This is a genomic window from Rhodococcus sp. KBW08, from assembly GCF_003852455.1.
In the GTDB taxonomy this organism is placed as follows: domain Bacteria; phylum Actinomycetota; class Actinomycetes; order Mycobacteriales; family Mycobacteriaceae; genus Rhodococcus_F; species Rhodococcus_F baikonurensis.
This window is the reverse complement of the sequence record NZ_QAJJ01000018.1, coordinates 579,763-600,997: the sequence shown is the minus strand read 5'-3', so window position 1 is coordinate 600,997 and position 21,235 is coordinate 579,763. Positions and strand designations below refer to the sequence as shown.

At 63.0% G+C, this 21,235-nt stretch carries 21 protein-coding genes and 1 pseudogene; 11 read left to right on the top strand and 11 right to left on the bottom strand.

The window, feature by feature from the left end; translation table 11 throughout:
• The first annotated feature begins 1 nt into the window (after position 1).
• The 3 genes from treY (at position 2) to DBV08_RS26615 (ending at position 4,271) form a co-directional block, all read left to right on the top strand.
• Positions 2–2,368 carry a malto-oligosyltrehalose synthase gene (gene treY / locus DBV08_RS26625; protein ID WP_124569382.1) on the top strand — a complete coding sequence of 789 codons (2,367 nt, stop codon included), beginning with the start codon at positions 2–4 and terminating at the stop codon, positions 2,366–2,368.
• Positions 2,369–2,462: 94 nt separating this feature from the next.
• Complete coding sequence (locus tag DBV08_RS26620; protein WP_019748832.1) at positions 2,463–3,275, top strand: mycofactocin-coupled SDR family oxidoreductase; 813 nt, start codon at positions 2,463–2,465, stop codon at positions 3,273–3,275.
• A 66-nt stretch (positions 3,276–3,341) separates the two neighbouring features.
• Positions 3,342–4,271: an NADP-dependent oxidoreductase gene (locus DBV08_RS26615; protein ID WP_124569381.1), complete on the top strand. Its 930-nt coding sequence runs from the start codon at positions 3,342–3,344 to the stop codon at positions 4,269–4,271.
• Here DBV08_RS26615 and DBV08_RS26610 read toward each other — a convergent pair.
• A complete protein-coding gene (locus DBV08_RS26610; protein WP_234036647.1) occupies positions 4,261–4,707 on the bottom strand; it encodes a PaaI family thioesterase in 447 nt (148 codons plus the stop codon). The two genes, DBV08_RS26615 and DBV08_RS26610, sit on opposite strands and share 11 nt — an antisense overlap.
• Before the next feature lie 55 nt (positions 4,708–4,762).
• Here DBV08_RS26610 and DBV08_RS26605 point away from each other — a divergent pair, with 55 nt between their 5' ends.
• On the top strand, positions 4,763–5,356 hold the full coding sequence (locus tag DBV08_RS26605; RefSeq protein ID WP_124569380.1) for a TetR/AcrR family transcriptional regulator: 594 nt from the start codon (positions 4,763–4,765) through the stop codon (positions 5,354–5,356).
• A 19-nt stretch (positions 5,357–5,375) separates the two neighbouring features.
• Here the strand turns inward: DBV08_RS26605 and DBV08_RS26600 are convergent, their stop codons facing one another.
• Positions 5,376–6,272 carry a DMT family transporter gene (locus DBV08_RS26600; protein ID WP_124569379.1) on the bottom strand — a complete coding sequence of 299 codons (897 nt, stop codon included), beginning with the start codon at positions 6,270–6,272 and terminating at the stop codon, positions 5,376–5,378.
• A gap of 83 nt (positions 6,273–6,355) precedes the next feature.
• Between DBV08_RS26600 and DBV08_RS26595 the strand changes: the two genes are divergently transcribed.
• Positions 6,356–7,246, top strand: coding sequence for a LysR family transcriptional regulator (locus DBV08_RS26595; protein WP_124569378.1), 891 nt, complete (start codon positions 6,356–6,358; stop codon positions 7,244–7,246).
• A 1-nt stretch (position 7,247) separates the two neighbouring features.
• Here the strand turns inward: DBV08_RS26595 and DBV08_RS26590 are convergent, their stop codons facing one another.
• The 3 genes and pseudogenes from DBV08_RS26590 to DBV08_RS33035 all read right to left on the bottom strand — a co-directional run.
• The gene (locus tag DBV08_RS26590; protein WP_003941757.1) at positions 7,248–7,604 is read right to left on the bottom strand and encodes a PLD nuclease N-terminal domain-containing protein; all 357 of its coding nucleotides are present in this window, start codon (positions 7,602–7,604) and stop codon (positions 7,248–7,250) included.
• Between the two features lie 57 nt (positions 7,605–7,661).
• A complete protein-coding gene (locus DBV08_RS26585) occupies positions 7,662–8,285 on the bottom strand; it encodes a TetR/AcrR family transcriptional regulator (RefSeq protein WP_095969912.1) in 624 nt (207 codons plus the stop codon).
• Between the two features lie 132 nt (positions 8,286–8,417).
• Positions 8,418–8,537, bottom strand: a pseudogene (locus tag DBV08_RS33035) (DUF1918 domain-containing protein); the annotation flags it as partial.
• A gap of 180 nt (positions 8,538–8,717) precedes the next feature.
• On the opposite strand from DBV08_RS33035, the gene DBV08_RS26575 reads away from it, so the two are divergent.
• Genes DBV08_RS26575 through DBV08_RS33030 form a run of 3 tightly spaced genes read left to right on the top strand, consistent with a single transcriptional unit; the run spans position 8,718 to position 11,460 of the window.
• Positions 8,718–10,730 carry an MFS transporter gene (locus DBV08_RS26575; RefSeq protein WP_124569377.1) on the top strand — a complete coding sequence of 671 codons (2,013 nt, stop codon included), beginning with the start codon at positions 8,718–8,720 and terminating at the stop codon, positions 10,728–10,730.
• An 11-nt stretch (positions 10,731–10,741) separates the two neighbouring features.
• On the top strand, positions 10,742–11,332 hold the full coding sequence (locus DBV08_RS26570) for a TetR/AcrR family transcriptional regulator (protein ID WP_095970006.1): 591 nt from the start codon (positions 10,742–10,744) through the stop codon (positions 11,330–11,332).
• Positions 11,329–11,460 carry a hypothetical protein gene (locus DBV08_RS33030; protein ID WP_260395768.1) on the top strand — a complete coding sequence of 44 codons (132 nt, stop codon included), beginning with the start codon at positions 11,329–11,331 and terminating at the stop codon, positions 11,458–11,460. The genes DBV08_RS26570 and DBV08_RS33030 overlap by 4 nt, the downstream gene beginning before the upstream one ends.
• Before the next feature lie 28 nt (positions 11,461–11,488).
• Here the strand turns inward: DBV08_RS33030 and DBV08_RS26565 are convergent, their stop codons facing one another.
• The 4 genes from DBV08_RS26565 to DBV08_RS26550 form a co-directional block, all read right to left on the bottom strand.
• A complete protein-coding gene (locus tag DBV08_RS26565; protein WP_124569376.1) occupies positions 11,489–11,893 on the bottom strand; it encodes an arsenate reductase ArsC in 405 nt (134 codons plus the stop codon).
• Entirely contained in the window at positions 11,890–12,990 is a 1,101-nt protein-coding gene (gene arsB / locus DBV08_RS26560; RefSeq protein WP_124569375.1) for an ACR3 family arsenite efflux transporter, read from the bottom strand. Before arsB ends, DBV08_RS26565 begins: the two co-directional genes overlap by 4 nt.
• Positions 12,987–13,373 (bottom strand): helix-turn-helix transcriptional regulator, encoded by a 387-nt coding sequence (locus DBV08_RS26555; protein WP_095969907.1) that lies wholly within the window; start codon positions 13,371–13,373, stop codon positions 12,987–12,989. The genes arsB and DBV08_RS26555 overlap by 4 nt, the downstream gene beginning before the upstream one ends.
• Positions 13,374–13,440: 67 nt before the next feature.
• Positions 13,441–14,325, bottom strand: a complete 885-nt coding sequence (locus tag DBV08_RS26550) for a metalloregulator ArsR/SmtB family transcription factor (RefSeq protein ID WP_124569374.1) — start codon at positions 14,323–14,325, stop codon at positions 13,441–13,443.
• Between the two features lie 94 nt (positions 14,326–14,419).
• Between DBV08_RS26550 and DBV08_RS26545 the strand changes: the two genes are divergently transcribed.
• Together DBV08_RS26545 and treZ are read left to right on the top strand one after the other, a co-directional pair.
• The gene (locus DBV08_RS26545; protein WP_124569373.1) at positions 14,420–15,781 is read left to right on the top strand and encodes an NAD(P)-binding domain-containing protein; all 1,362 of its coding nucleotides are present in this window, start codon (positions 14,420–14,422) and stop codon (positions 15,779–15,781) included.
• 70 nt (positions 15,782–15,851) lie between these two features.
• Positions 15,852–17,573, top strand: a complete 1,722-nt coding sequence (treZ, locus tag DBV08_RS26540; protein ID WP_124569372.1) for a malto-oligosyltrehalose trehalohydrolase — start codon at positions 15,852–15,854, stop codon at positions 17,571–17,573.
• 42 nt (positions 17,574–17,615) lie between these two features.
• On the opposite strand, the gene DBV08_RS26535 is transcribed toward treZ, so the two are convergent.
• Positions 17,616–19,160 carry an MFS transporter gene (locus DBV08_RS26535; RefSeq protein ID WP_124569371.1) on the bottom strand — a complete coding sequence of 515 codons (1,545 nt, stop codon included), beginning with the start codon at positions 19,158–19,160 and terminating at the stop codon, positions 17,616–17,618.
• Positions 19,161–19,288: 128 nt separating this feature from the next.
• Here DBV08_RS26535 and DBV08_RS26530 point away from each other — a divergent pair, with 128 nt between their 5' ends.
• A complete protein-coding gene (locus DBV08_RS26530; protein ID WP_095969902.1) occupies positions 19,289–19,810 on the top strand; it encodes a TetR/AcrR family transcriptional regulator in 522 nt (173 codons plus the stop codon).
• A 13-nt stretch (positions 19,811–19,823) separates the two neighbouring features.
• On the opposite strand, the gene ilvA is transcribed toward DBV08_RS26530, so the two are convergent.
• Positions 19,824–21,179, bottom strand: a complete 1,356-nt coding sequence (ilvA, locus tag DBV08_RS26525; protein ID WP_095969901.1) for a threonine ammonia-lyase IlvA — start codon at positions 21,177–21,179, stop codon at positions 19,824–19,826.
• Positions 21,180–21,235 lie beyond the last annotated feature (56 nt).

The following is a 21,235-nucleotide window of genomic DNA, read 5'->3' as shown; positions in this document are numbered from 1 at the left end:
GATGGCCCCGATAACCAGCACCTACCGACTGCAGTTGCGCCCGGACGCGTTCACCCTTCGTGATGCGGCCGCGCAAGTGGACTACTTCGAGGCGTTGGGGGTCTCGCACCTTTATCTCTCCCCCATCCTCACGGCAACATCCGGGTCGACGCACGGCTACGACGTCACCGATCCGACAACCGTGTCCGAAGGACTTGGTGGCCGCGAGGCGTTGGTGGAGCTCTCGCACGCGGTTCGATCACGTGGGATGGGCCTGATCGTCGATCTGGTCCCCAACCATGTCGGTGTCGCCAAACCTCGCGAAAATGCCTGGTGGTGGGACGTTCTCACGCACGGGCAGTCGTCGGAGTACGCAGACTTCTTCGACATCGACTGGGCCGACGACAACGGAGCCAACGGCGCCGAGGGCAAGCTCTCGCTCCCGGTACTGGGCAGCCCGGCCGATCTCGACGCACTGACCGTCGAGAAAGACGGTGAGGAAACACTTCTCGCTTTCTACGAGCACCGCTTCCCCGTCGCGGCGGGCACCGAACTCGGATCTCCACAGGAGGTCCACGCCAGGCAGTCGTACCGACTCGTACCGTGGAACGCCGGAATCATCAACTACCGACGGTTCTTTGCCGTCAACGAACTCGCTGCAGTGCGCCAGGAGGACCCCAAAGTCTTCGAACTCTGCCATCGGCAAGTGAAGTCGTGGGTCGACGAAGGACTGATCGACGGCGTTCGCATCGATCACCCGGACGGACTCGCAAATCCGGCGGAATATCTCGGGCGCCTGCGAGAACTGATCGGACCAGATCAGTGGCTCGTGATCGAGAAGATCCTCGGCCACACTGAACCACTCGATCCGCTGCTCCCGATCGACGGCACCACCGGATACGACGCGCTCAATCAATTGGGCGGCATTTTCGTCGATCCCGCCGCCGAACTCGAATTGACCGAACTCTCGGCAGATCTGACCGGCGACGACGGGGACAGTACGTGGTTGCATCACACCGAACGTCAGTTCAAACGCGACACCGGGCGCGGTGACCTTGCCCCCGAGGTTCGCAGGCTCGTGCGCGCAATCCGACGTGAAACCGGAAGTCGTTGCAGTGAGACCGAACTGAACGACGCCGTGGTGGTCGCGATCGCTCGGATGCCGGTGTACCGATCCGATTACAGTCCCCTCGCCGGATTGGCCGCTCGTATCGTCGGCGACATGCACGAATTGGCTCCCGGGCATGAAGCAGCGTTCAACGTGTTGGCGCAGTCACTGGTGAACGGAGGTGAAGCGGCAGTTCGCTTCCAGCAGGTGTGCGGCGCTGTCATGGCCAAGTCCGTCGAGGATCGTCTCTTCTATCGGACGGCGCGCCTGGTCTCACGTCAGGAAGTCGGCGGCAACCCGGCGTCGCTTGCCGTCTCCGTCGCCGAATTCCATCTCCACAACGCGGACCGAGCGAAGCGGTGGCCGCGCGCGATGACGAGTCTGTCCACTCACGACACCAAACGCGGCGAGGACGTGCGGGCACGGATCGGTGTTGTGTCTCAGGTGCCTACCCTGTGGTCCAGGATGATTCGCGAGTGGGAAGGCGTGTGCCCCAGCCCTGATCCGCTGACCGGATTGTTTCTGTGGCAGAACATCATCGGTGTTTGGCCGGCCGACGGTAGCCCTGCGTCCTCGCTTCCAGAACTGCGCGAACGTTTACACGCCTATGCAGAAAAGGCCGTCCGTGAATCCGGCGCAAAGACGTCCTGGAACGATCCGGACGTCGGCTTCGAGTCGGCGGTGCATCACTGGATCGACCAGGTGATCGACGGTCTTGTCGCTGATTCGGTCAGCGAATTCGTCGGCCGGATAGCGCGTCACGGCTGGTCGGACTCTCTGGGCCAAAAGTTGCTCCAACTCCTCGGGCCCGGAGTTCCCGACGTCTACCAGGGCACGGAACTGTGGGAGGACTCGCTGGTCGACCCGGACAACCGGCGCGTTGTCGACTACGGAACGAGGCGATCACTGCTCGAATCCGGCGCCGCGCCGATCGACGCGACAGGAACCGCAAAGTTGCACCTCGTTCGCACGGCACTGACACTGCGGCGGGAGAACCCCTCGTGGTTCGATCACGGTGAGTACCGGCCCATCTTCGCTTCAGGTTCCGGATCCGGTCATCTGGTCGGCTTCTCGCGCGGCCCGGCAGGTGATCCGCCCATGGTCGTTGCTCTGGCGACGCGACATTCGCTCGGACTCTCGTCGCACGGCTGGCGAGACACACGAATCGACCTTCCCGAAGGCGAATGGCTCGACGCACTGAGCGGACAACCCGTCACGTCCGCAGATGCGCGCGATGTCTTCGCCGCCGGACCATGTGCCCTGTTGACCAGGGTGTGCTGAGCGGTTTCCGCTGACTGGACATTCACCCCCGAAAAGAACTTCGTCGCGCTAACTTCCGAAGAGCAGATCGTCACCACTATTCGGAGGTTTGAGCATGACTGCCAATCGATACACCGGAAAAGTTGCCTTCATCACCGGAGCAGCCCGCGGTCAGGGGCGGGCGGAAGCTGTCCGGCTGGCAGAAGAGGGCGCAGACATCATCGCCGTCGACGCGTGTGTTCAATTCGAATCCACGTCTTACGCCGGCGCCACCGAAGACGACCTGGCCGAGACAGTCGAACTGGTCAAGGCTCTGGACCGTCGAATTGTCGCTACCAAGACCGACGTCCGCGACTTCTCTGCGCTGTCCGCGGCGCTCGATGCCGGCATCGACGAACTGGGGCGCCTCGACGTCGTCGTCGCGAACGCCGGAATCTGTTCTGCCAACATGTCCTGGGAAATCACGCCCGAGCAGTGGCAGGAAACGCTCGACGTCAACCTGACCGGAGTCTTCCACACCGCCAAGGCAGCGATCCCGCACCTGATCAAGCAAGGCACCGGTGGCTCGATCATCTTCACCAGCTCCGTCGCCGGCCTGCGTGGGCTCCCCTTCCTCGGCCACTACGTCGCGAGCAAACACGGCATCACCGGTCTGGCCAAGACGATGGCCTCGGAATTGGGGCAGTACAACATTCGGGTCAACACCATCCACCCGCACGGCGTGGAAACCGGAATGCAGATGACGGACATGCGGCCGCTCATCGACGCCAACGCTCACACCCTCGGTCCGATCTTCATGCAGACCTTGCCAGACCCGGTCAGCCAGCCGGAGGACATCGCCGCAGCCGTCGCGTTCCTCGGTTCCGACGAGGCCCATCACATCACCGGCATCGCGATGCCGCTCGATCTGGGCACCCTGATTCGCTGATCGAATCTTCTCGAGTTTTTCCCGTCCTCGGGGAATATCGCTTCCCCGAGGACGGTTGCGCGAGACATGACCAAAACTGTTGTAGCGCAGACGTACGGCACGCCCGAGGTCCTGGAGCTGGTGGACATCGATTTACCGGCACCGAAATCAGGCGAAGTCCTGGTCGACGTGAAGGCGATCGGGGTGAATCCCTTCGACTTCAAGCTCTACAGCGGTGCTTTCGGCACCGATCCCGAGAAACTTCCGATCCGCCTCGGCGGCGAGGCGGCGGGCGTCGTCTCTGCCGTCGGTGACGCTGTCGCGGACGTGGCAGTCGGCGACGAGGTGATCGTCAGCCCGGGCAACGGTCTCTATTCCGAACAGGTTGTCGTTCCGGCCTCCTCGGTGACCGCGAAGCCCGCCGGCATCGGCTGGGAGCAGGCGGCCGGACTCCTTCTCGTCGGCGGAACTGCAGTCGACGCCCTCGACACGATTAGAGTCGGCTCCGACGATACCGTTCTCATCCACGGCGCGTCCGGCGGCGTCGGCGCGATTGCCGTCCAGCTGGCAGTAGCTCGCGGGGCCACCGTGATCGGCACTGCGGGAGCCTCCAATCAGGAGTACGTGCGTTCACTCGGCGCTACCCCGGTGGTCTACGGCAACGGCCTCGAAGCCCGCGTTCGTGAACTAGCACCGAACGGTGTCGACGCCGCTTTCGACACCGCCGGAACTGACGAAGCCGTCGATACATCTCTGGCGTTGGTCACCGACAAGAGCCGTATCGTCACCATCGTCGCGTTCGGACGCGCCCAGACCGACGGCTTCGCGTCTGTCGGCGGAGGCAATCCGGCAAGTGCCGAAGCACGTTTGAAGGCACGATCCGAACTGGTCGAACAAGCCGGTTCCGGACATCTCACCGTGAAGATCGCCAAGACCTTTCCACTGACGGACGTCGCGCTCGCTCACACCGAGTTGCAGAGTTCTCATCCCGCCGGGAAGTTCATCCTCATTCCCTGACTTTGCCTGGGGTTCCCTGAGATTGAGCGCCGAGTGGAACCAACAGAGTGGTGCCGAACGCGACGAGCACGGATTCGCCTTCGCGTTCGGCATGTACCTCGGCAGTGACGAACACCTGCTTACGCCCGGCCTTGACCGAGCGTGCCGTGGCGACGAATGCGGTTCCGACTCCTGGGCTCACGAAGTTGACCGCACAGTTGGATGCGGCCACTACGCCCACCTGTGTGAAGGCGGCAAACCCACATGCGGTGTCCACGAGCCCCGCCACGAGCGCAGCGTGCAGGTGTCCGGAGTACTGGCCGAGATCCTCACGCCATTCGAGCCGCAGGCGCACGCGACCCGGTTCTGCTTCCGTGACCTCGAAGCCCGCCCACCGATTGAAGGCCGCCGACGCGTTGACCGCGCGCAATTGTTCGAGTATCTCCGCATTCTCCATGTAGACCAGTCTACATAGATTGTGATGGTTCGCTGGGGTGTTTAAGCTCCAACGCGTGGCGACTCCCCCGAAACACCGCGAGGCACTTGTACGAGCTGCGGCCGATCTGTTTCGCCGCCAGGGATATGCGGCAACAGGCCTCAACGAGATCCTCAAGTCGAGCGGGGCGCCGAAAGGTTCGCTCTACCACTACTTTCCCGGCGGCAAGGAGCAGATCGGCGAAGAGGTCGTCCGCGTCGGCGGGCAGTTGGTCACCGACACTCTGACCGAACTCGCCGAGAGCCAATCAGACGCCGGATCGCTGCTGCGCGAGTACGCGCGGTTGCTCACCGGATGGGTCAGCGATTCGGACTTCCACGAAGGCTCGCCGATCACGACGGTGTTGTTGGAACTTGCCCCCGATTCGGAGAGCGTGACAGCCGCCGGACAGGCGGTCTACCGACAGTGGACTTCGCTACTGCGCGACTCACTGGTCGAATCCGGGGTCGCACGTACGCGAGCGGAACGACTTGCCGTCCTTGCAGTGTCCGCACTCGAGGGTTCGCTGGTGCGGGCTCGCGTCGAACGATCAGGTCAGCCGATTCTCGATTCGCTCGGCGAGGTCGCCGACGTGTTCGACGGAGCAATCGCTGCGGCAGCCGTGCACTGAGCGAACGACACTCTCGGTCTCATGAAGGCGCCGAAAGGTACGTTCGCTCGGAATCGGAGGGTGGCGCGGCCGGCCCCTGAGCACGATCTCTCGCGCCACCTCGGGCCGCGCCGATACCGGCGACGACGACGCACGCGATACCTGCCACGGCCAGAAGGCTCGGGACCTGGTGCAACACAATCAAACCGATGAGCTGAGCGAACGCGGGTTCGAGACTCATCAGCGTGCCGAACGCTGCCGTCGACAGCCGCCGCAGCGAGACCATCTCCAAGACGAAGGGCACGACGGGCAGCAGAATCGCGAGCCCGAGGCCCACGAGGATCAGGTGCGGGGTCAGCCGCCCGATGGCCGAATGCCCCACGGCAATTGTTGCGGCCAAACCAGCTACGGCCATCGACACCGCCAGCCCGTTGATACCGGCAACCTCGTCGCCGACACGCTGGGTGAGCAGTATGTACATCGCCCAGCAGAGCGCTGCGCCGAGCGCGTACCCCACTCCCACCAGATCGACCGTCCCCGCCCACGGTTCGGTCAGAAGGACTACGCCGACACCGGCCAGAACCGGCCACAGAACACGGCTGCGCCCTCGCAGCAGAGCAACTGTCAGCGGACCTAAGAATTCCAAGGCGCTTGCCGTGCCCAGCGGCAGACGCTCCACGGCCGCCATGAACAGGAGCGTCATCCCGGCGGTCACCACACCCAGGACCACGCAGGCCAGAAACGCCTTGCGGGTGAACGCGGACGGCCGGGGCCTGACGATAATCAAGAGAATGATGCCCGCCCAGGCAAGGCGCACCCACGCCGCTCCGTCCGCGCCGAGCTGATCGATCAGACTCACCGAGACGGCGAGGCCGAGCTGTACGCACAACATCGCCAGAACAGCCAGACCGACGCCGGCTCGCGCTCTCGTATCCATATCTGCATTGAACGGGACACCAACCGTTCGCGTCCACGCGATTTCAACCCACATTATGTTCACGATTAGTGAATGATCGACGAATGGAAACCCGTCGACTTCACCTTCTTCTCGAACTCTCGCGTTTGGGTTCGATGCGCGCCGTCGCCGAAGCGCACAACCTCACGACGTCGACAGTGTCCCAACAGCTCGCTGCTTTGACCACCGAAACCGGAACAGCGTTGATCGAGCCGGACGGCCGACGCGTTCGCCTCACCCCCGCCGGGCAACGACTCGCGGATCATGCGGTCACTATCCTGGCGGCGCTCGACGCCGCTCGACTGGACCTCGATCCGGACGCGGAACCGGTGGGAACGCTGCGAGTCGGCGGATTCGCAACTGCCATCAGAACCGCCATGCTCCCTGTCGCCCGAAGCCTGCAACACAGTCATCCGCTGGTGGACGTGGTGATCTGCGAATACGAACCAGTCGAGGCCTTCGCACTCCTCGAACGCGACGACCTCGACCTCGCACTGACGTACGACTACAACCTCGCCCCCGCGTCGCCGAGTCCACTTCTCGAAGCAGTTCCGCTCTGGTCGACGCCGTGGGGACTGTGCGTTCCCGACAACGCCCGAACGCCCGACGAGGGAACGAATTCCAGGATCGATCTCCGAGCCTTCGCAAACACCCCATGGATCGTGAACTCACGAAACACCGCCGACGAGCGCGCCGTGCGAACCCTCGCGTCGCTGGCTGGATTCACCCCACGGATCACTCACCAGATCGACAGTCTCGACTTGGTCGAACTCTTGGTCCTCAGCGGCTACGGCGTCGGACTGATGCCGCTCGAACGTAAAACTCGCGAAGGCGTGCGGGTCGAACCACTCATCGATCCGCCCGTCATCCTCACGTCCTACGCGGTAACCCGTCGTGGCCGAACGTCCTGGCCGCCACTTCGACTCGTTCTGGACCAGCTCATGACGTATCGATAACTCACATTCGATCAGCGTCTCCGTCGCGGCGCTGCTGCTTGGCGATTCGGCGCTGCTCCTCCGCCCGCTCACGGCACTGACGAAGGAAGGCTTCGTCCGCCGCCGGATCCTGCGCGACCGCGCGTCCCGGACGCTCGTATTCGCCGTAGCCGGTGGGGCCGACGTACCCACGAGGTGCATTCTGCCCGCGACCCACCACGAGCCAGAGCACCGAACCGAGAGTGGGAAGGAAGATGATGATCAGAATCCAGACGACCTTGGGCAGGTACTGGATATAGGCGTCATCTCTCGTGATGGCGTCGACGATGCAAAAGATCCAGAGCAGCATCGTGATGAGGCCGAACAAGGCATAGGGCACGCTGGCGATTCCTCCCGAGAATAAAAAACCCTCGCCATGCTAACCAAAACAGACCAATTAGTACATTAGATTCTGTCGAATGTTGAACTCCAGCCACGAGCGGTATGCGTCGAGATCCCAACCACTGACTCGACGCAGTTGTTGATGGAGCTGTGGCGAGACGAAGGCGGCAAGTATTCCCGCGGCCTTCTCGAGCGAGATCTCCGGCCTCAGCAAACCGTGTTCCGACAGACCCTCCGCTATCGACATCGCATTGGCTGCCGATTGCTCGGCCGACTCCTCGGACAGACGTCGCATGTCGGAATCGGCACCTGACGATTCCACGGTGACCATCATGAGAGCACCGGCACGCTCGAGCATGCCGATGCCCTGTGCGACGATCTGCGAGACGATCCGCCGAACGTCATCGGGGTCCGAGGCCGAACTCGGCGCACCGAGAGGAAAGGGCTCGGCGTCGAGCGCTGCAGCAAGTGCCGCTTCGAAGATCTCGAGCTTTCCGCCGGGGAACGCCGTGAACACGGTCCGATTGGCCACACCGGCGGCGTCGGCAATCTGTTTGACGGTGGCGCTGACATACCCGTCGCGCACGAACAGAGTCGTCGCCGCATCACGAATGAGTTCCTTGGTTCGTTGCGCGGAAGCCTCACGCACACGGGAGTGATACTGGCGTTTACCCTCCATTGCGCACACTTTAGCCGCATTCGATGCAACAGCCGTGCAGGGAAAGAAGAGTGCAGATCAGGAGCCTTTTCCAGGGTGGTCGATCCAACCGTCACTGCCGGGAAACACGAGTGCCTCGTGTCCGTTGTCCTACCTGACCAGATAGGGCGGTCCCCCATCCTCACCGTGAACTTCGAGGACCTCGGCCGTCACCTCGGACTGACCGACCACTCGCCCCTGAACATGAAGGCGGTCACCTACTTCGGCACGCATCACTCCTCCTCGCTGCCCGCCAAGCGCAGGCACAGAACACCACTGTCGTTGTTCCCGCGATACCGGCGGGGAAACCAGTGACATCACCGAAGTCGTGACCGAAGACACAATCTACCGATGTGACAATCAGGGGTGAACAGTGATTCACTCAGGGGTGAACTACCGTTCACCCCACGCCTCGTGAAGGACCGTCTCTTGGCATTGCACTCGTCTCCGACCCCTCGCCGTTCGAGTCGGCTCATCACCGCAATCCTCTGTCTGTCCGGCACCGTGGTCGCACTGCAACAAACCATGGTCATTCCGTTGCTGCCCGAGTTTCCGAAGATCCTCGGCGTCAGCGCGGACGACGCTTCCTGGCTGGTCACCGTCACCCTGCTGACCAGTGCCGTCGCCACCCCGATCGTCACCCGCCTGGCGGACATGTTCGGAAAACGACGCATGATGCTGATCTCGATGACCACGATCGTGGTCGGATCACTGATCGCAGCGATCGGCGGCAACTTCGTTTCCCTCCTCATCGGGCGCGGACTTCAAGGCTTCGCCATCTCGATGATTCCGGTCGGAATCAGCATCATGCGCGACGAACTCCCCAAGGAGAAGGTGGCGTCGGCAACCGCGTTGATGAGCGCCACTCTCGGAGTCGGTGCCGCACTCGGACTCCCGCTGTCGGGGTTGATCTTCGAACACCTCGGCTGGCCCGCCATCTTCTGGCTCTCGGCGATCGTGGGCGTCCTACTGATCGTCGCAGTGGCCGTCGTTGTCCCGGAATCAAGTGTTCGCACCCGCGGCAAGTTCGACTTCCTCGGCGCAGTCATGCTCTCGGTTTCACTCGCCGCACTCCTCCTGGCCATCTCCAAGGGCGCCCGCTGGGGATGGACCAGTGAACCGACATTGCTGATGTTCGTCATCGGGATCGTGACACTCGCACTGTGGTTCCCGTACGAACTTCGGGTCACCCAGCCGATGGTCGACTTGCGCACGTCAGCCAAGCGGCCAGTACTGCTGACCAACGTCGCGTCGATCCTCGTGGGCTTCTCGATGTACGCGAACAACCTTTCGACAACACAACAACTTCAGATGCCGAAAATCTCCGGCTACGGCTTCGAACTGGGCGTGATGGCGGCTGGGCTGTGCATGATTCCGGCAGGACTCGCGATGGTCTTCTTCGCTCCCGTGTCCGCGAACATAACCAAACGATTCGGCGCGAAAACCACCCTGATCGTCGGCGGCACGGTGCTCGCGCTCGCCTACATCGCGCGCGTGTTCCTGACCGGATCGATCGCACTGATCATCATCAGCGCAGCGGTGGTCAGCATCGGAACTGCAATCGCGTACTCCGCGATGCCGATGCTGATCATGCGCTCGGTCCCGATCACGGAAACCGCGTCGGCAAACGGCCTCAACTCGCTCCTTCGCTCGGTCGGTACCTCGATCTCCAGCGCGGTGGTCGCCGCCATGCTCACCTCGATGGTTATTCCGTCCGGACCCGGCGAGGGCCTTCCGTCGATCGACGCCTTCAAGAACATCTTCTGGCTCGCCGCCCTGGCCGCGGTTGCCGCTGCCGGTGCTGCTGCCTTCATTCCTCGCCGCGGCGCAAAACCGGAAACGGCACTTCGCCCGGTCACACCGGAAGGTTTCGAGCTTCCCGACGCCGCCGTGAGCGATACGGAAATAGTGGTTGCCGGTCGCGTCGTCCGAGCGGACAGTCGCCCCATCAGGCAGGCCGTGGTCACCGTGATGGACATGGACGGGCGTCCGATCGACTGGAGCCGCGCCGACAACGAGGGCAATTTCTCCCTCGCTCTTCCGCAGCCCGGACGGTACTTGGTGGTGACGAGCGCCGACGGCTGGTCCCCGATCTCACAGGTGGTCGGTTTCGACAACGCGCAATCGACGCACACCGTCGAACTCGGTGAGCGCCTTACCATCTCCGGCAAGGTCGGTGTGGGTGGGCAGACAACTTCGGGAACTGTCGTCACACTCACCAAACCGACCGGCGAGTTCGTCGCATCCACCGTCACCGACGGAGCCGGATACTACGGAATCGCTCTCCCCACATCCGGTCGATACATCCTCACCGCGTTGACCGCGAGCGGACACGGCACACTCGCGAGGCAGATCGCGGTCATCGCGCAGTCCACCGTCGTCGACTTCGACGTTCCCCTCGATGCAGAGCCGCTGACAACCGTATGAGCAGGCCTGCCATGAGCACCGCTGAAGAGAGCATCCTCACGGCCGCGACATCCTTGTTCGCGGAACGCGGGTATGCCTCGACGAAGATCAAAGATGTTGCGGCAGCCGCCGGATACTCCCCCGCGCTGGTCATGAAGATCTACGGCAGCAAAGCTCGGTTGTATTCGGCGGCGATCCCGTCCGCACCTCCGATGGACGAGGAGCCGAACGGCGACTCCTCAGGTGGCTTCGGCTACTGGCTGGTCGAGAGACTCGTTGCCCGTAGGGAAGCCGACGAAACCGATCCGTGGGCAATGCTCGCCGTACATGTTCACGAAGCCCCGGATCCCGGCGCAGCCAGGGCTGAGATCAAGGAACGATACGTTCACGGGATCGCGCGACGCATCGGCGACACCTCGCCGGATTTGGTTCGTAGCCAGCTGGTCGTCTCACTCGTGCTCGGGCTTGCCACAGGTATGCGAACGCTGGACCTTCTTGGCGAGGATTCGTTGTCGTCGAAGGATTTGATCAAGCAGTACGGGAGACTCGTACAAACGATCGTCGACGAGATCGAACCCGTATCCGAGCAGGAACCGGACATCAATGGCACGGTGGAGGGATGACTACCTACCGATACCTCGACGCCGATCGGAACCTCCTCGAAGAGAAAGATTTCGAAACCGAGCAGGATGCACAGGAATACCGGCTCTCGGTCCTCGGTGCCGAACACATCGAGCCCGCCGACGGATGATCCGGTCGACCCCGATCGATCAGTGAGACTACGCAGGCGTCGTGAGTTCGGCGATCAGGGCTTGAACGCGACGCTCGATTTCGTCGCGGATCGGGCGAACCGCGTCGAGGCCCTGTCCGGCCGGATCATCGAGAACCCAGTCTCGGTAGCTCTTACCGGGAAAGATCGGGCACGTGTCGCCGCAGCCCATGGTGATGACGACATCCGAGTCCTGGACGGCGTCCGCTGTGAGGATCTTCGGAGACTGAGCTGAGATGTCGATACCGCGCTCTGCCATCGCCTCGACCGCTGCCGAATTGACGGCCTCGGCGGGTGCGGATCCGGCGGAACGGACCTCGATAGCATCACCCGCGAGATGGCTCAGAAACCCGGCTGCCATCTGCGATCGGCCGGCGTTGTGGACGCACACGAACAACACGGATGGTGTACTCATGACCTCGCGCTTTCTCGACCAGGTGAAACCTCTTCGACGGCAAAGCGTTTGCGTAGAGCAAGGGAGACGTACACCAGACCGACGAGCACCGGCACCTCGATCAGCGGGCCGACGACACCGGCAAGCGCCTGTCCCGAAGTGGCGCCATAGGTGGCGATGGCAACGGCGATCGCAAGTTCGAAGTTGTTGCCCGCGGCGGTGAACGCGAGGGTCGTGGTGCGTTCGTAACCCAATCCGATTGCGGCGCCGAGGATGTAGCCTCCGCCCCACATGAGTGCGAAGTACGCGAGCAACGGCAGCGCGATCCGGACGACGTCCCATGGTCGCGAGGTGATCTGTTCACCCTGCAAGGCGAAGAGGACGACAATCGTGAACAGAAGACCGTAAAGGGCCCACGGACTGATCGCCGGGATGAACCTGTTGTCGTACCAGTCACGCCCCCTTGCCCTTTCGCCGAAGTAGCGGGACAGGAAACCGGCAACCAGCGGGATTCCGAGGAAGATCAGAACAGATTTGGCGATCTGCCAGGGTGACGTGTCGATCGTGGTTTGTTCGAGGCCGAGCCAACCGGGTAGGACGGACAGGTAGAACCAGCCGAGAACGGCAAACATGAAAACTTGGAATACCGAGTTGATCGCGACCAGAACGGCGGCGGCTTCACGGTCACCGCAGGCCAGGTCGTTCCAGATGATGACCATCGCGATGCAGCGAGCGAGGCCGACGATGATCAGCCCGGTGCGGTATTCGGGGAGATCCGGCAGCATCAGCCAGGCGAGGGCGAACATCAATGCGGGCCCGAGAACCCAATTCAGGACCAGGGAGCCCGCGAGTAGTTTCTTGTCGCCGGTGACCGTGTCGAGTCGGTCGTAGCGAACTTTCGCCAATACCGGGTACATCATGATCAGCAAGCCGAGGGCGATTGGCAACGAGATCCCGTCGATCTGCACCTTCTCGATGACCGTGTTGACGCCGGGTATCCACCGCCCCAGCAGCAGTCCTGCAACCATGGCGACGCCGATCCACACCGGTAGATAGCGGTCGAGGGTGGAGAGTTTGCCGACCACTGCAGGGTGGTCGACGCCGGCAGCCTTGCTCATGCCGTGACCTCAGCGCAAGAGCCTGCAGCACTCACGCTCGTACCTTCAACCAGGAGTACCGCGGAAAGCTGCTGCAGCGCAGCCGGAATCACCCAGTAGTACACCCAGGTCCCGCGTCGTTCACAGTCGAGTAGCCCGGCCTGGCGCAACACCTTGAGGTGATGCGAGATAGTCGGTTGGGACAGGTCGAACGAGTCGGAGATGTCGCAGACGCAGGCTTCACCACCCTCGTGACTCGCCACCAAACTGAGCAGACGGAGGCGGACCGGGTCACCGAGCGCTTTGAACATCCGAGACAGGTCGCCGGCCCAATCCTCGGTCAACGGTTCACGCACGAGTGGGGTGCAGCACGCTTCGTACTCCAGGGCGCCTTGATTCGACATTCTTCGATATTGACAGACTTCGAATCAAGGCGCAATCAAGTGATCCGCGATTACGGACCCCGGCCCGTCAAACGGGGGCGGCCACCGCACGTCGTTCGAGGAGAACAGTGTCACGCCAGACACCGTCGAGTTGGGCAATCTTTTCCCGGAGACCGATAGTTCTGAATCCAGCCGAATGATGCAGTGAGATGGAGGCACGATTCTCCGGAAAGATCGACGTCTGCAAAGTCCAGAAACCATCAGCGTCGGCGGCCATGACTTGCTTGCGCAACAGCGCTTTTCCGACGACCCGACCACGCATGCCGTCCGCAACATACACGGAATTCTCCGCAACCCCGCGATAGCAGTCACGCTCGGAGACTGAACTCAGCGCCGCCCAGCCGACTACAGTGCCCTCGATAGTCGCCACCCATCGATGATGCAGCAGCCACCGATCTTGGAGGTACTCGCGCACGGGGACCTCCGTGGCGAAGGTGGCATTTCGAGTATCGATACCCTCGCCGTAAATCCGAAGAACCGAATCCCAGTCGTCGTCGGCCATCGCCCGGACAGCGACGTCGTCAGGCAGATCACTCGGGCAGCATGGACGCGGTCCGAGCACCCCCATCACCACATCCGCCGCCTGCGGCAGCGCAACACAGCACGTCGGATTCACCGCGACGACCGTGCTGGTCCCTTCCCTACGCAGGTTCACGAAACCCACGTCGGCGAGCTTGCGCAGGTGGTGCGACACCGTAGGCTGCCCGATCCCCAATGCCTCGGCGAGCGCTCCGACGGTAATACCACCGACCGCGCTCGCCACCCGGTGAAGCAATCGGACCCGCATCGGCTCCGCCAGGCAGGCGAACCACTGTGCGTAGGTATCGGCGTCGCCCTGCGCGAGGACGGAAGTACCCACCTGTTCCGGGCCCGAATCTCCGACGCGCACCGTTGGCGTCTGCAGCGATGTCATCGCTTCACTATATCGACAGCCGTCGATGGTTGCCTACATTGATGATTGTCGATACAGTCCGAATAGATCGATAATCGTCGATGAAAGGTACGACATGAACCCCCTACCCGTGGTCGTGATCGGAGCAGGCCCGATCGGCCTGGCAGCCGCAGCCGAATTGCGCGAACGTGGACTCACCCCGCTCGTCTTCGAGCGCGGAGGCGCAGCCGGTACCGCGATCTCCGAGTGGAATCACGTTCGACTGTTCTCACGTTGGTCCGAACTCGTCTCCCCAGCCGCACGCCGACTCCTCGACCAGAATGGATGGGACTCCCCCGACGGTGAGACGTACCCGACCGGCCGGCAATGGCGCGAGCACTATCTCGAACCACTCGCCGCTGCACTCGGCGACCTGGTCCAGTTCGACACCGAAGTGAGCGGCATAGCGCGGCGCGGGCGTGACCTGGTCGTCGACGCCGGTCGCGACACCGAACCCCTCTCGATTCACCTCCGCCGCCATGACGGAACCGAGGATCGCGTCTTGGCCCAGGCCGTTGTCGACGCATCCGGCACCTGGGGCACTCCCAACCCGCTCGGCGGTGAAGGTCTGCCAGCATTGGGCGAAGTCGCTGCTGGGTCCGCGATCAGGTACCGAGTTCCTGATCTCGACGATCCGACGGTGCGCGCACAGTTCACCGGCACGCACACTGTCGTCGCCGGAAGCGGCCACTCTGCGCTGACCGCGATCGTTGCGCTGTCGGGGCTTGCAGAGAAGGATCCGAGCACCCGTATCACCTGGGCAGTCCGCCGAGGAAACGTCGGCTCGGCATTCGGCGGCGGCGACGCTGATCAACTCCCCGCACGCGGCGCCCTGGGGTTGCGCGCGAAGAAGGCCGTCGATGCGGGATTTCTTCGGGTGGTCACCGGCTTCCGTACAGCCGCTGTGTCAACAATCCCGTCGGGGCGACTCAGACTTACCTCCGACGCCGGTGAGCACATCCAGGACGTGGACAACGTCGTCACACTGACCGGATTCCGCCCCGATCTGTCCTGGCTTTCGGAAATACGACTCGCCCTCGACCCGGTCTTACAGGCGCCGGTCGAGCTTGCTCCGCTGATCGACCCGAACGTCCATTCGTGCGGCACCGTGTATCCGCACGGTGCGAAGGAGCTTCGCCATCCGGAGCAGGGCGTGTACTCGGCAGGAATGAAAAGCTACGGCCGGGCACCCACCTTCCTGGCGATGACCGGCTACGAGCAGGTTCGCAGCATCGCAGCCGAACTCGCCGGCGATCACGAAGCCGCGGCCCGCGTCGAGTTGATCCTTCCGGAGACCGGGGTCTGCGGCGGCGCAGGCGTTTTCGACGAACCTGACACAGCAGAAACCGGCACAGGAAAAGCCGAGGGTGGATGCTGCGGCGCACCCACTCCGGAACTGATCACGCTGTCCGCACCGTCCGGCAACACCTGCGGATAGAAACCGTCCATGACGACCGATCCCGCCCCGCCAGGCTGCCGCATCCGACCGAACAAGGCATGCTGATCGTGTGCATACTTTCGAGGTCTGGGCGCCCACGCCGGAATCGGTCCGGGTCGACGTCAACGGAGTCACTCACGACATGGAACGCACCGACGACGGGTGGTGGCGAGCCGAGGTCGACTGCGACAGCCAGGCCCGTTACGGGTTTGTCGTCGACGGCGAAACGCTGCCGGACCCGCGATCACCGCGACAGCCCGAGGGCGTGCACCTTCACTCCCAACTGCACCGGTTGGACGAGTCGTCCTGGACCGACTCTCACTGGACCGGAAGGCAACTTCCGGGATCGTCCGTCTACGAACTGCACATCGGAACGTTCACCCCCGAAGGAACTTTCGACGCCGCGATCGAGCGCCTCGATCACCTGGTAGACCTCGGCATCGGGTTCGTGGAGCTCATGCCGGTCAACGGCTTCAACGGAACTCACAACTGGGGTTACGACGGTGTGCTCTGGTACACCGTCCACGAGGTCTACGGCGGCCCGGACGGATTGCAACGTCTGGTGAACGCTGCCCACGAACGCGGACTCGGCGTGATCCTGGACGTGGTCTACAACCATCTGGGCCCGTCGGGCAACTATCTCGAACGGTTCGGTCCCTACATCGCGGACGGGGCGAACACCTGGGGCCGAACCATCAACATCGGCGGCCCGCAGTCGGGCGAGGTTCGCGAGTACATCATCGGCAACGCCTTGCGATGGATGCGCGACTTCCACATCGACGGCCTACGCCTCGACGCAGTCCATGCCCTGGTCGATCACACCGGGACGCACATCCTCGAGGAACTCGCCGTCCGAACGGAAACACTGTCGACCCATCTGGGTCGACCGCTCACGTTGATCGCCGAAAGTGATCTCAACGACGCCACTCTCGTCACGCCACGCGCGGCAGGCGGGTTCGGCCTGGACGCGCAGTGGGACGACGACATCCACCACACCATTCACGCGGCCGTCTCGGGTGAACGCCAGGGCTACTACGCCGACTTCGGTTCGTTGGAGTCACTTGCGAATACGTTGCGGCGCGGTTTCTTCCATGCCGGAACCTATTCGTCGTTTCGTGAGCGGGTTCACGGTCGGCCGATCGACATCACGCATCAGCCGGCCAGTGCTCTGCTCGCGTACACGTGCACCCACGATCAGATCGGCAACCGCGCGATCGGCGACCGCCCGAGCGCCTATCTGACGCCAGGCCAATTGGCGATCAAGGCGGCGCTGGTCCTGCTCTCGCCGTACACGCCGATGCTGTTCATGGGCGAAGAATGGGGAGCCACCACCCCGTTCCAGTTCTTCACCTCGCACCCGGAACCGGAACTCGGCGAAGCCACCGCCACAGGCCGCAAGGCGGAGTTCGCGGCACACGGCTGGAACAGCGACGACATTCCGGATCCGCAAGATCCACAGACATTTCTGCGATCGAAACTCGACTGGGACGAGCGAGCCGACGAGACGCATGCTCGTATCCTGGCGTGCTATCGCGATCTACTTGCCCTGCGCAAGAAGCGAATCGAGATCACCGATCCTTGGCTTGGGCACTTGCACGTCGACTACGACGAGGACGGCCAGTGGATCACCCTGCGCCGCGGCGCATTACAGATCGTGTGCAATCTGGGAACGGACGCGGCCTCGGTCCCGGCCGGCGGAACCCCCATTCTCTGGTGGGATCCGCCGACACAGGACGAGACCGCGTCCGCAACCGTCGTGCCTGGGCACTCGTTCGTCGTACTCGAACGCTGACTACCGGGATTTCCGTAGGAGTCAGCGCTACTTCTGCACGGGTCAGCGCTTCGCGTTCTCTGGTGTACTCCGCAGCATCCGCAACACCAATGCGGCACTGACGAACAGAACCAAGGCGGTAGCGCCGGCAGCAACGTGCATACCGTCGACGAACGCCGACTTCGCGGAATCGGCAAGCACCGAACCGAGTTCACCGGGCAGGTACGTCGCTTCCTGCAGCGCACCACCCAAAGTGCCCTGCGCGGCGTGCGCCTGATCTGCTTCGAGCATCGACGTGTCGATTCCCTTGCGGAAGATCGCCATCACCACGCTGCCCAGGATCGCCACGCCGAGCGCGATACCGAGTTCGTACGCCGTCTCCGACACCGCGGACGCAGCACCGGCACGCTCGGGTTCCACCGAACTGACCACAAGATCCGACGTCAGTGTCAGTGCGACACCAACTCCTGCACCGGCCAGACCGAAGCCGATCACGAACATCAGCGGGCCGCTGTCGACGCCGAGGGCGAGCAGCATCGCAGCACCGATACCGGCAACCGCGAGGCCTGCGCTGAGCACGTGAGACACCGACCACCGGCGGATCAACCATGCCGCCGCAACCGCAGTGAACGCGCTGAGCAACATGCCCGGAAGCATCAACAAGCCGGCGTTGAACGCCGAGTTACCGAGTACCAACTGCAGGTACTGCGAACCGAAGAACAGCACGCCCGCCAGCGCGAAGATCGAGAGCAGGTTGGTGATGACCGCGGTGGAGAACGACGCGTTGGCGAACAGTTTCAGATCCAACATCGGATCCTTCAGCATCCGCTGACGACGCACGAACACGTAACCCGCCACGAGACCAACCAGGCCGATGACCAGCAGCGTGCCACTGACGCCGTGCACCACGGATTCCTTGACCGCGTACACGAGCGGCAACATGGTCGCCATCGACAGACCTGCACTGATGAGGTCGAATCGACCCGGATTGGGGTCCTTCGACTCCGGGATCAGAATCGGGCCGAGTACCACCAGCGCGATCATGACCGGGATGTTGATCAAGAAGACCGAGCCCCACCAGAAGTGCTCGAGCAACCAACCACCGACCAACGGGCCGGCTGCGGTACCGCCACCTGCCATCGCGCCCCAGACGCCGATGGCTTCGGTGCGCTGACGCGGGTTGACGAAGATCGTGCGGATCAGACCGAGGGTGGCCGGCATCAGCGTTGCACCGGAGATGCCCTGCAGCACGCGGGCGGCGATGAGCATTTCCGGACTGACTGCGAGGGCCGCGATGATCGAGGCCAGACCGAAGCCCACGGCGCCGATCAGGAGCAGTTTTCTCCTGCCGATCCGGTCACCGAGCGTACCCATCGTGATGAGCAGACCGGCGAGCACGAACGAATAGACGTCGATGATCCACAGCAACTGCGTGCTGCTCGGTTCGAGGTCCGCGCTGATGAACGGAAGCGCAAGATCGAGCACCGTGCCGTCGACTGCGATGAGCAACACAGCAAAGGCAAGGACTATCAAGCCCGCCCAGTCACGCTTTGTCGCCCGAACCTCGTCGGGATTGATTGCAGACGTGTGATCTGCCGACACTGACATTGCTCCCCTGCGACTTTCTCTGAGTTCTTTCGAAAAGATTTCACTGAACCGTCCAGCCGGTACAGTAGGTCTACGGTAACAGTGAACCGTCCGAGCGGTAAAGTTATTTCCGGGTAGGGTCACATCACATGGCTGCCGACACTCGCGATCGAATTCTCGACGCACTGGAGAAGCTGCTGCTGGTCAGCGGCGTCGCCCAAGTCACGCTCGAAGGCGTTGCCGCCGAGGCGGGGGTTTCCAAGGGCGGGCTGCTCTATCACTTCCCCAGCAAGGAAGCACTCCTCGCGGCGATGGTCCGCAGACTCGGCGAACGCTCGGATCAGCAACTCGAGGACGCCGTTGCCGGCGGTACGACGGTCACCGAGTTCTATCTACAGATTCCCGATGCCAACGAAAGCGAAGAACTCTCCCTCTTCCGCTCCATCATTGCCGCGCTCCGAACAGTCGACGGACAACACGACGAAATCCAGAAGGCTGTCACACATGTGATGCGGAGCTGGGACAAGGGTCTCCAGACCGAAATCGCCGATCCCGTACTGGCCGAGATCATCCGCCTCGTCGGCGACGGCCTGTACCTGGCGGCCATGCTCGGGCTCCCCCAGCCCGACCCCGAGCTGCATCGACAGGTTGTCGAGCGGCTCAGGCCCTGACCGGGGGCGTCCCTTACGTCAGATAGCGGTACGCCGGGCTTCCCGGCTCGAGCCTCTCGGACTGCATCGGCGCGCGCTCCATCCGCTCGAGCAACGACGCCAACCCGTCGGCGGAACCGAGTTCGATACCCACCAACGCGGCGCCCGTCTCACGATTGTTTCGCTTGACGTACTCGAACAGTGCGATGTCGTCGTCCGGCCCGAGCACGTCCGAGAGGAAGCGACGGAGCGCTCCCGGTTCCTGCGGAAAGTCCACCAGGAAGTAGTGCTTGAGCCCGAGGTGAACGAGCGAGCGCTCGAGGATTTCGCCGTAACGGGAGACGTCGTTGTTGCCACCGGAAATCAGACACACGACGGTCGATCCCGGCTCGAACGTCAGATTCTGAAGTGCCGCAACGGAGAGCGCCCCCGCCGGTTCGGCGATGATGCCCTCGCTCTGATAGAGCTCGAGCATCGCCGTGCAGATAGCGCCCTCGTCGATCTGATTGACGACGAACGATCCCGAACCGGAGCGCGTCTGAAGTTGACGAGCCACGAGCGGCAACGACGCGTGCGACACGACGGCAGCACCCAGACGTGAGACGACCTCGTAGGGAACGTCGCCGATGCGCTTGACGGCGGCGCCATCCACGAACGGATCGACGTCGGGAAGAGTTACCGGGCCGCCGGCAACGAGAGCGGCTGTCATGGATGCCGCGCCGGACGGTTCAATTCCGACGATCGACGTCTTGGGCGACCGCTCGTGCAAGTAGGTTGCTATCCCCGCGATGCAACCGCCGCCGCCGACCGGCACCACGATCGTGTCGAGAGGTGCGTCCAGTTGCGTGAGGATCTCGGCCGCGATGGTTCCTTGCCCCGCAGCGGTGCGCACGTCGTCGAACGGGGGGACCATGGTTGCGCCGGTTTCGGCTACGTCCTCTGCGGCGGCAGCAGCGGCGGCGTCATAGGTCTCGCCGATCATGAACAGTTCGACAAACGCTCCGCCGTGGGCGCGGATGCGATCACGCTTCTGCTTGGGGGTATTGGCCGGAACATAGATCCGACCCTTGATCTGCATGGTTCGGCACGCGAAGGCAACACCCTGAGCATGGTTTCCGGCGCTGGCGGTCACCACGCCTGCCGCACGCTCGGCCTCGTTGAGCTGAGCGATCAGGTTGTACGCGCCGCGAATCTTGTACGAACGGACGCCTTGGAGGTCCTCGCGTTTGAGGTACACGTGCGCGCCGGTCAACGCCGAAAGGCGGTCGCTGTACTGCAAGGGGGTAGCCGCAATGACGTGCTGAATTCGCTCGATGGCCGCGTCGATCTCCTGCGCGTCGAGCGCGGGGAGGGCGGACTTGGTTACTACGACATCGGGCGAGTTAGACACTCCGCCATTTTCGCACGTCGGGGATCAACCTTCCCACCGCCCCGCCCCGCATCGTC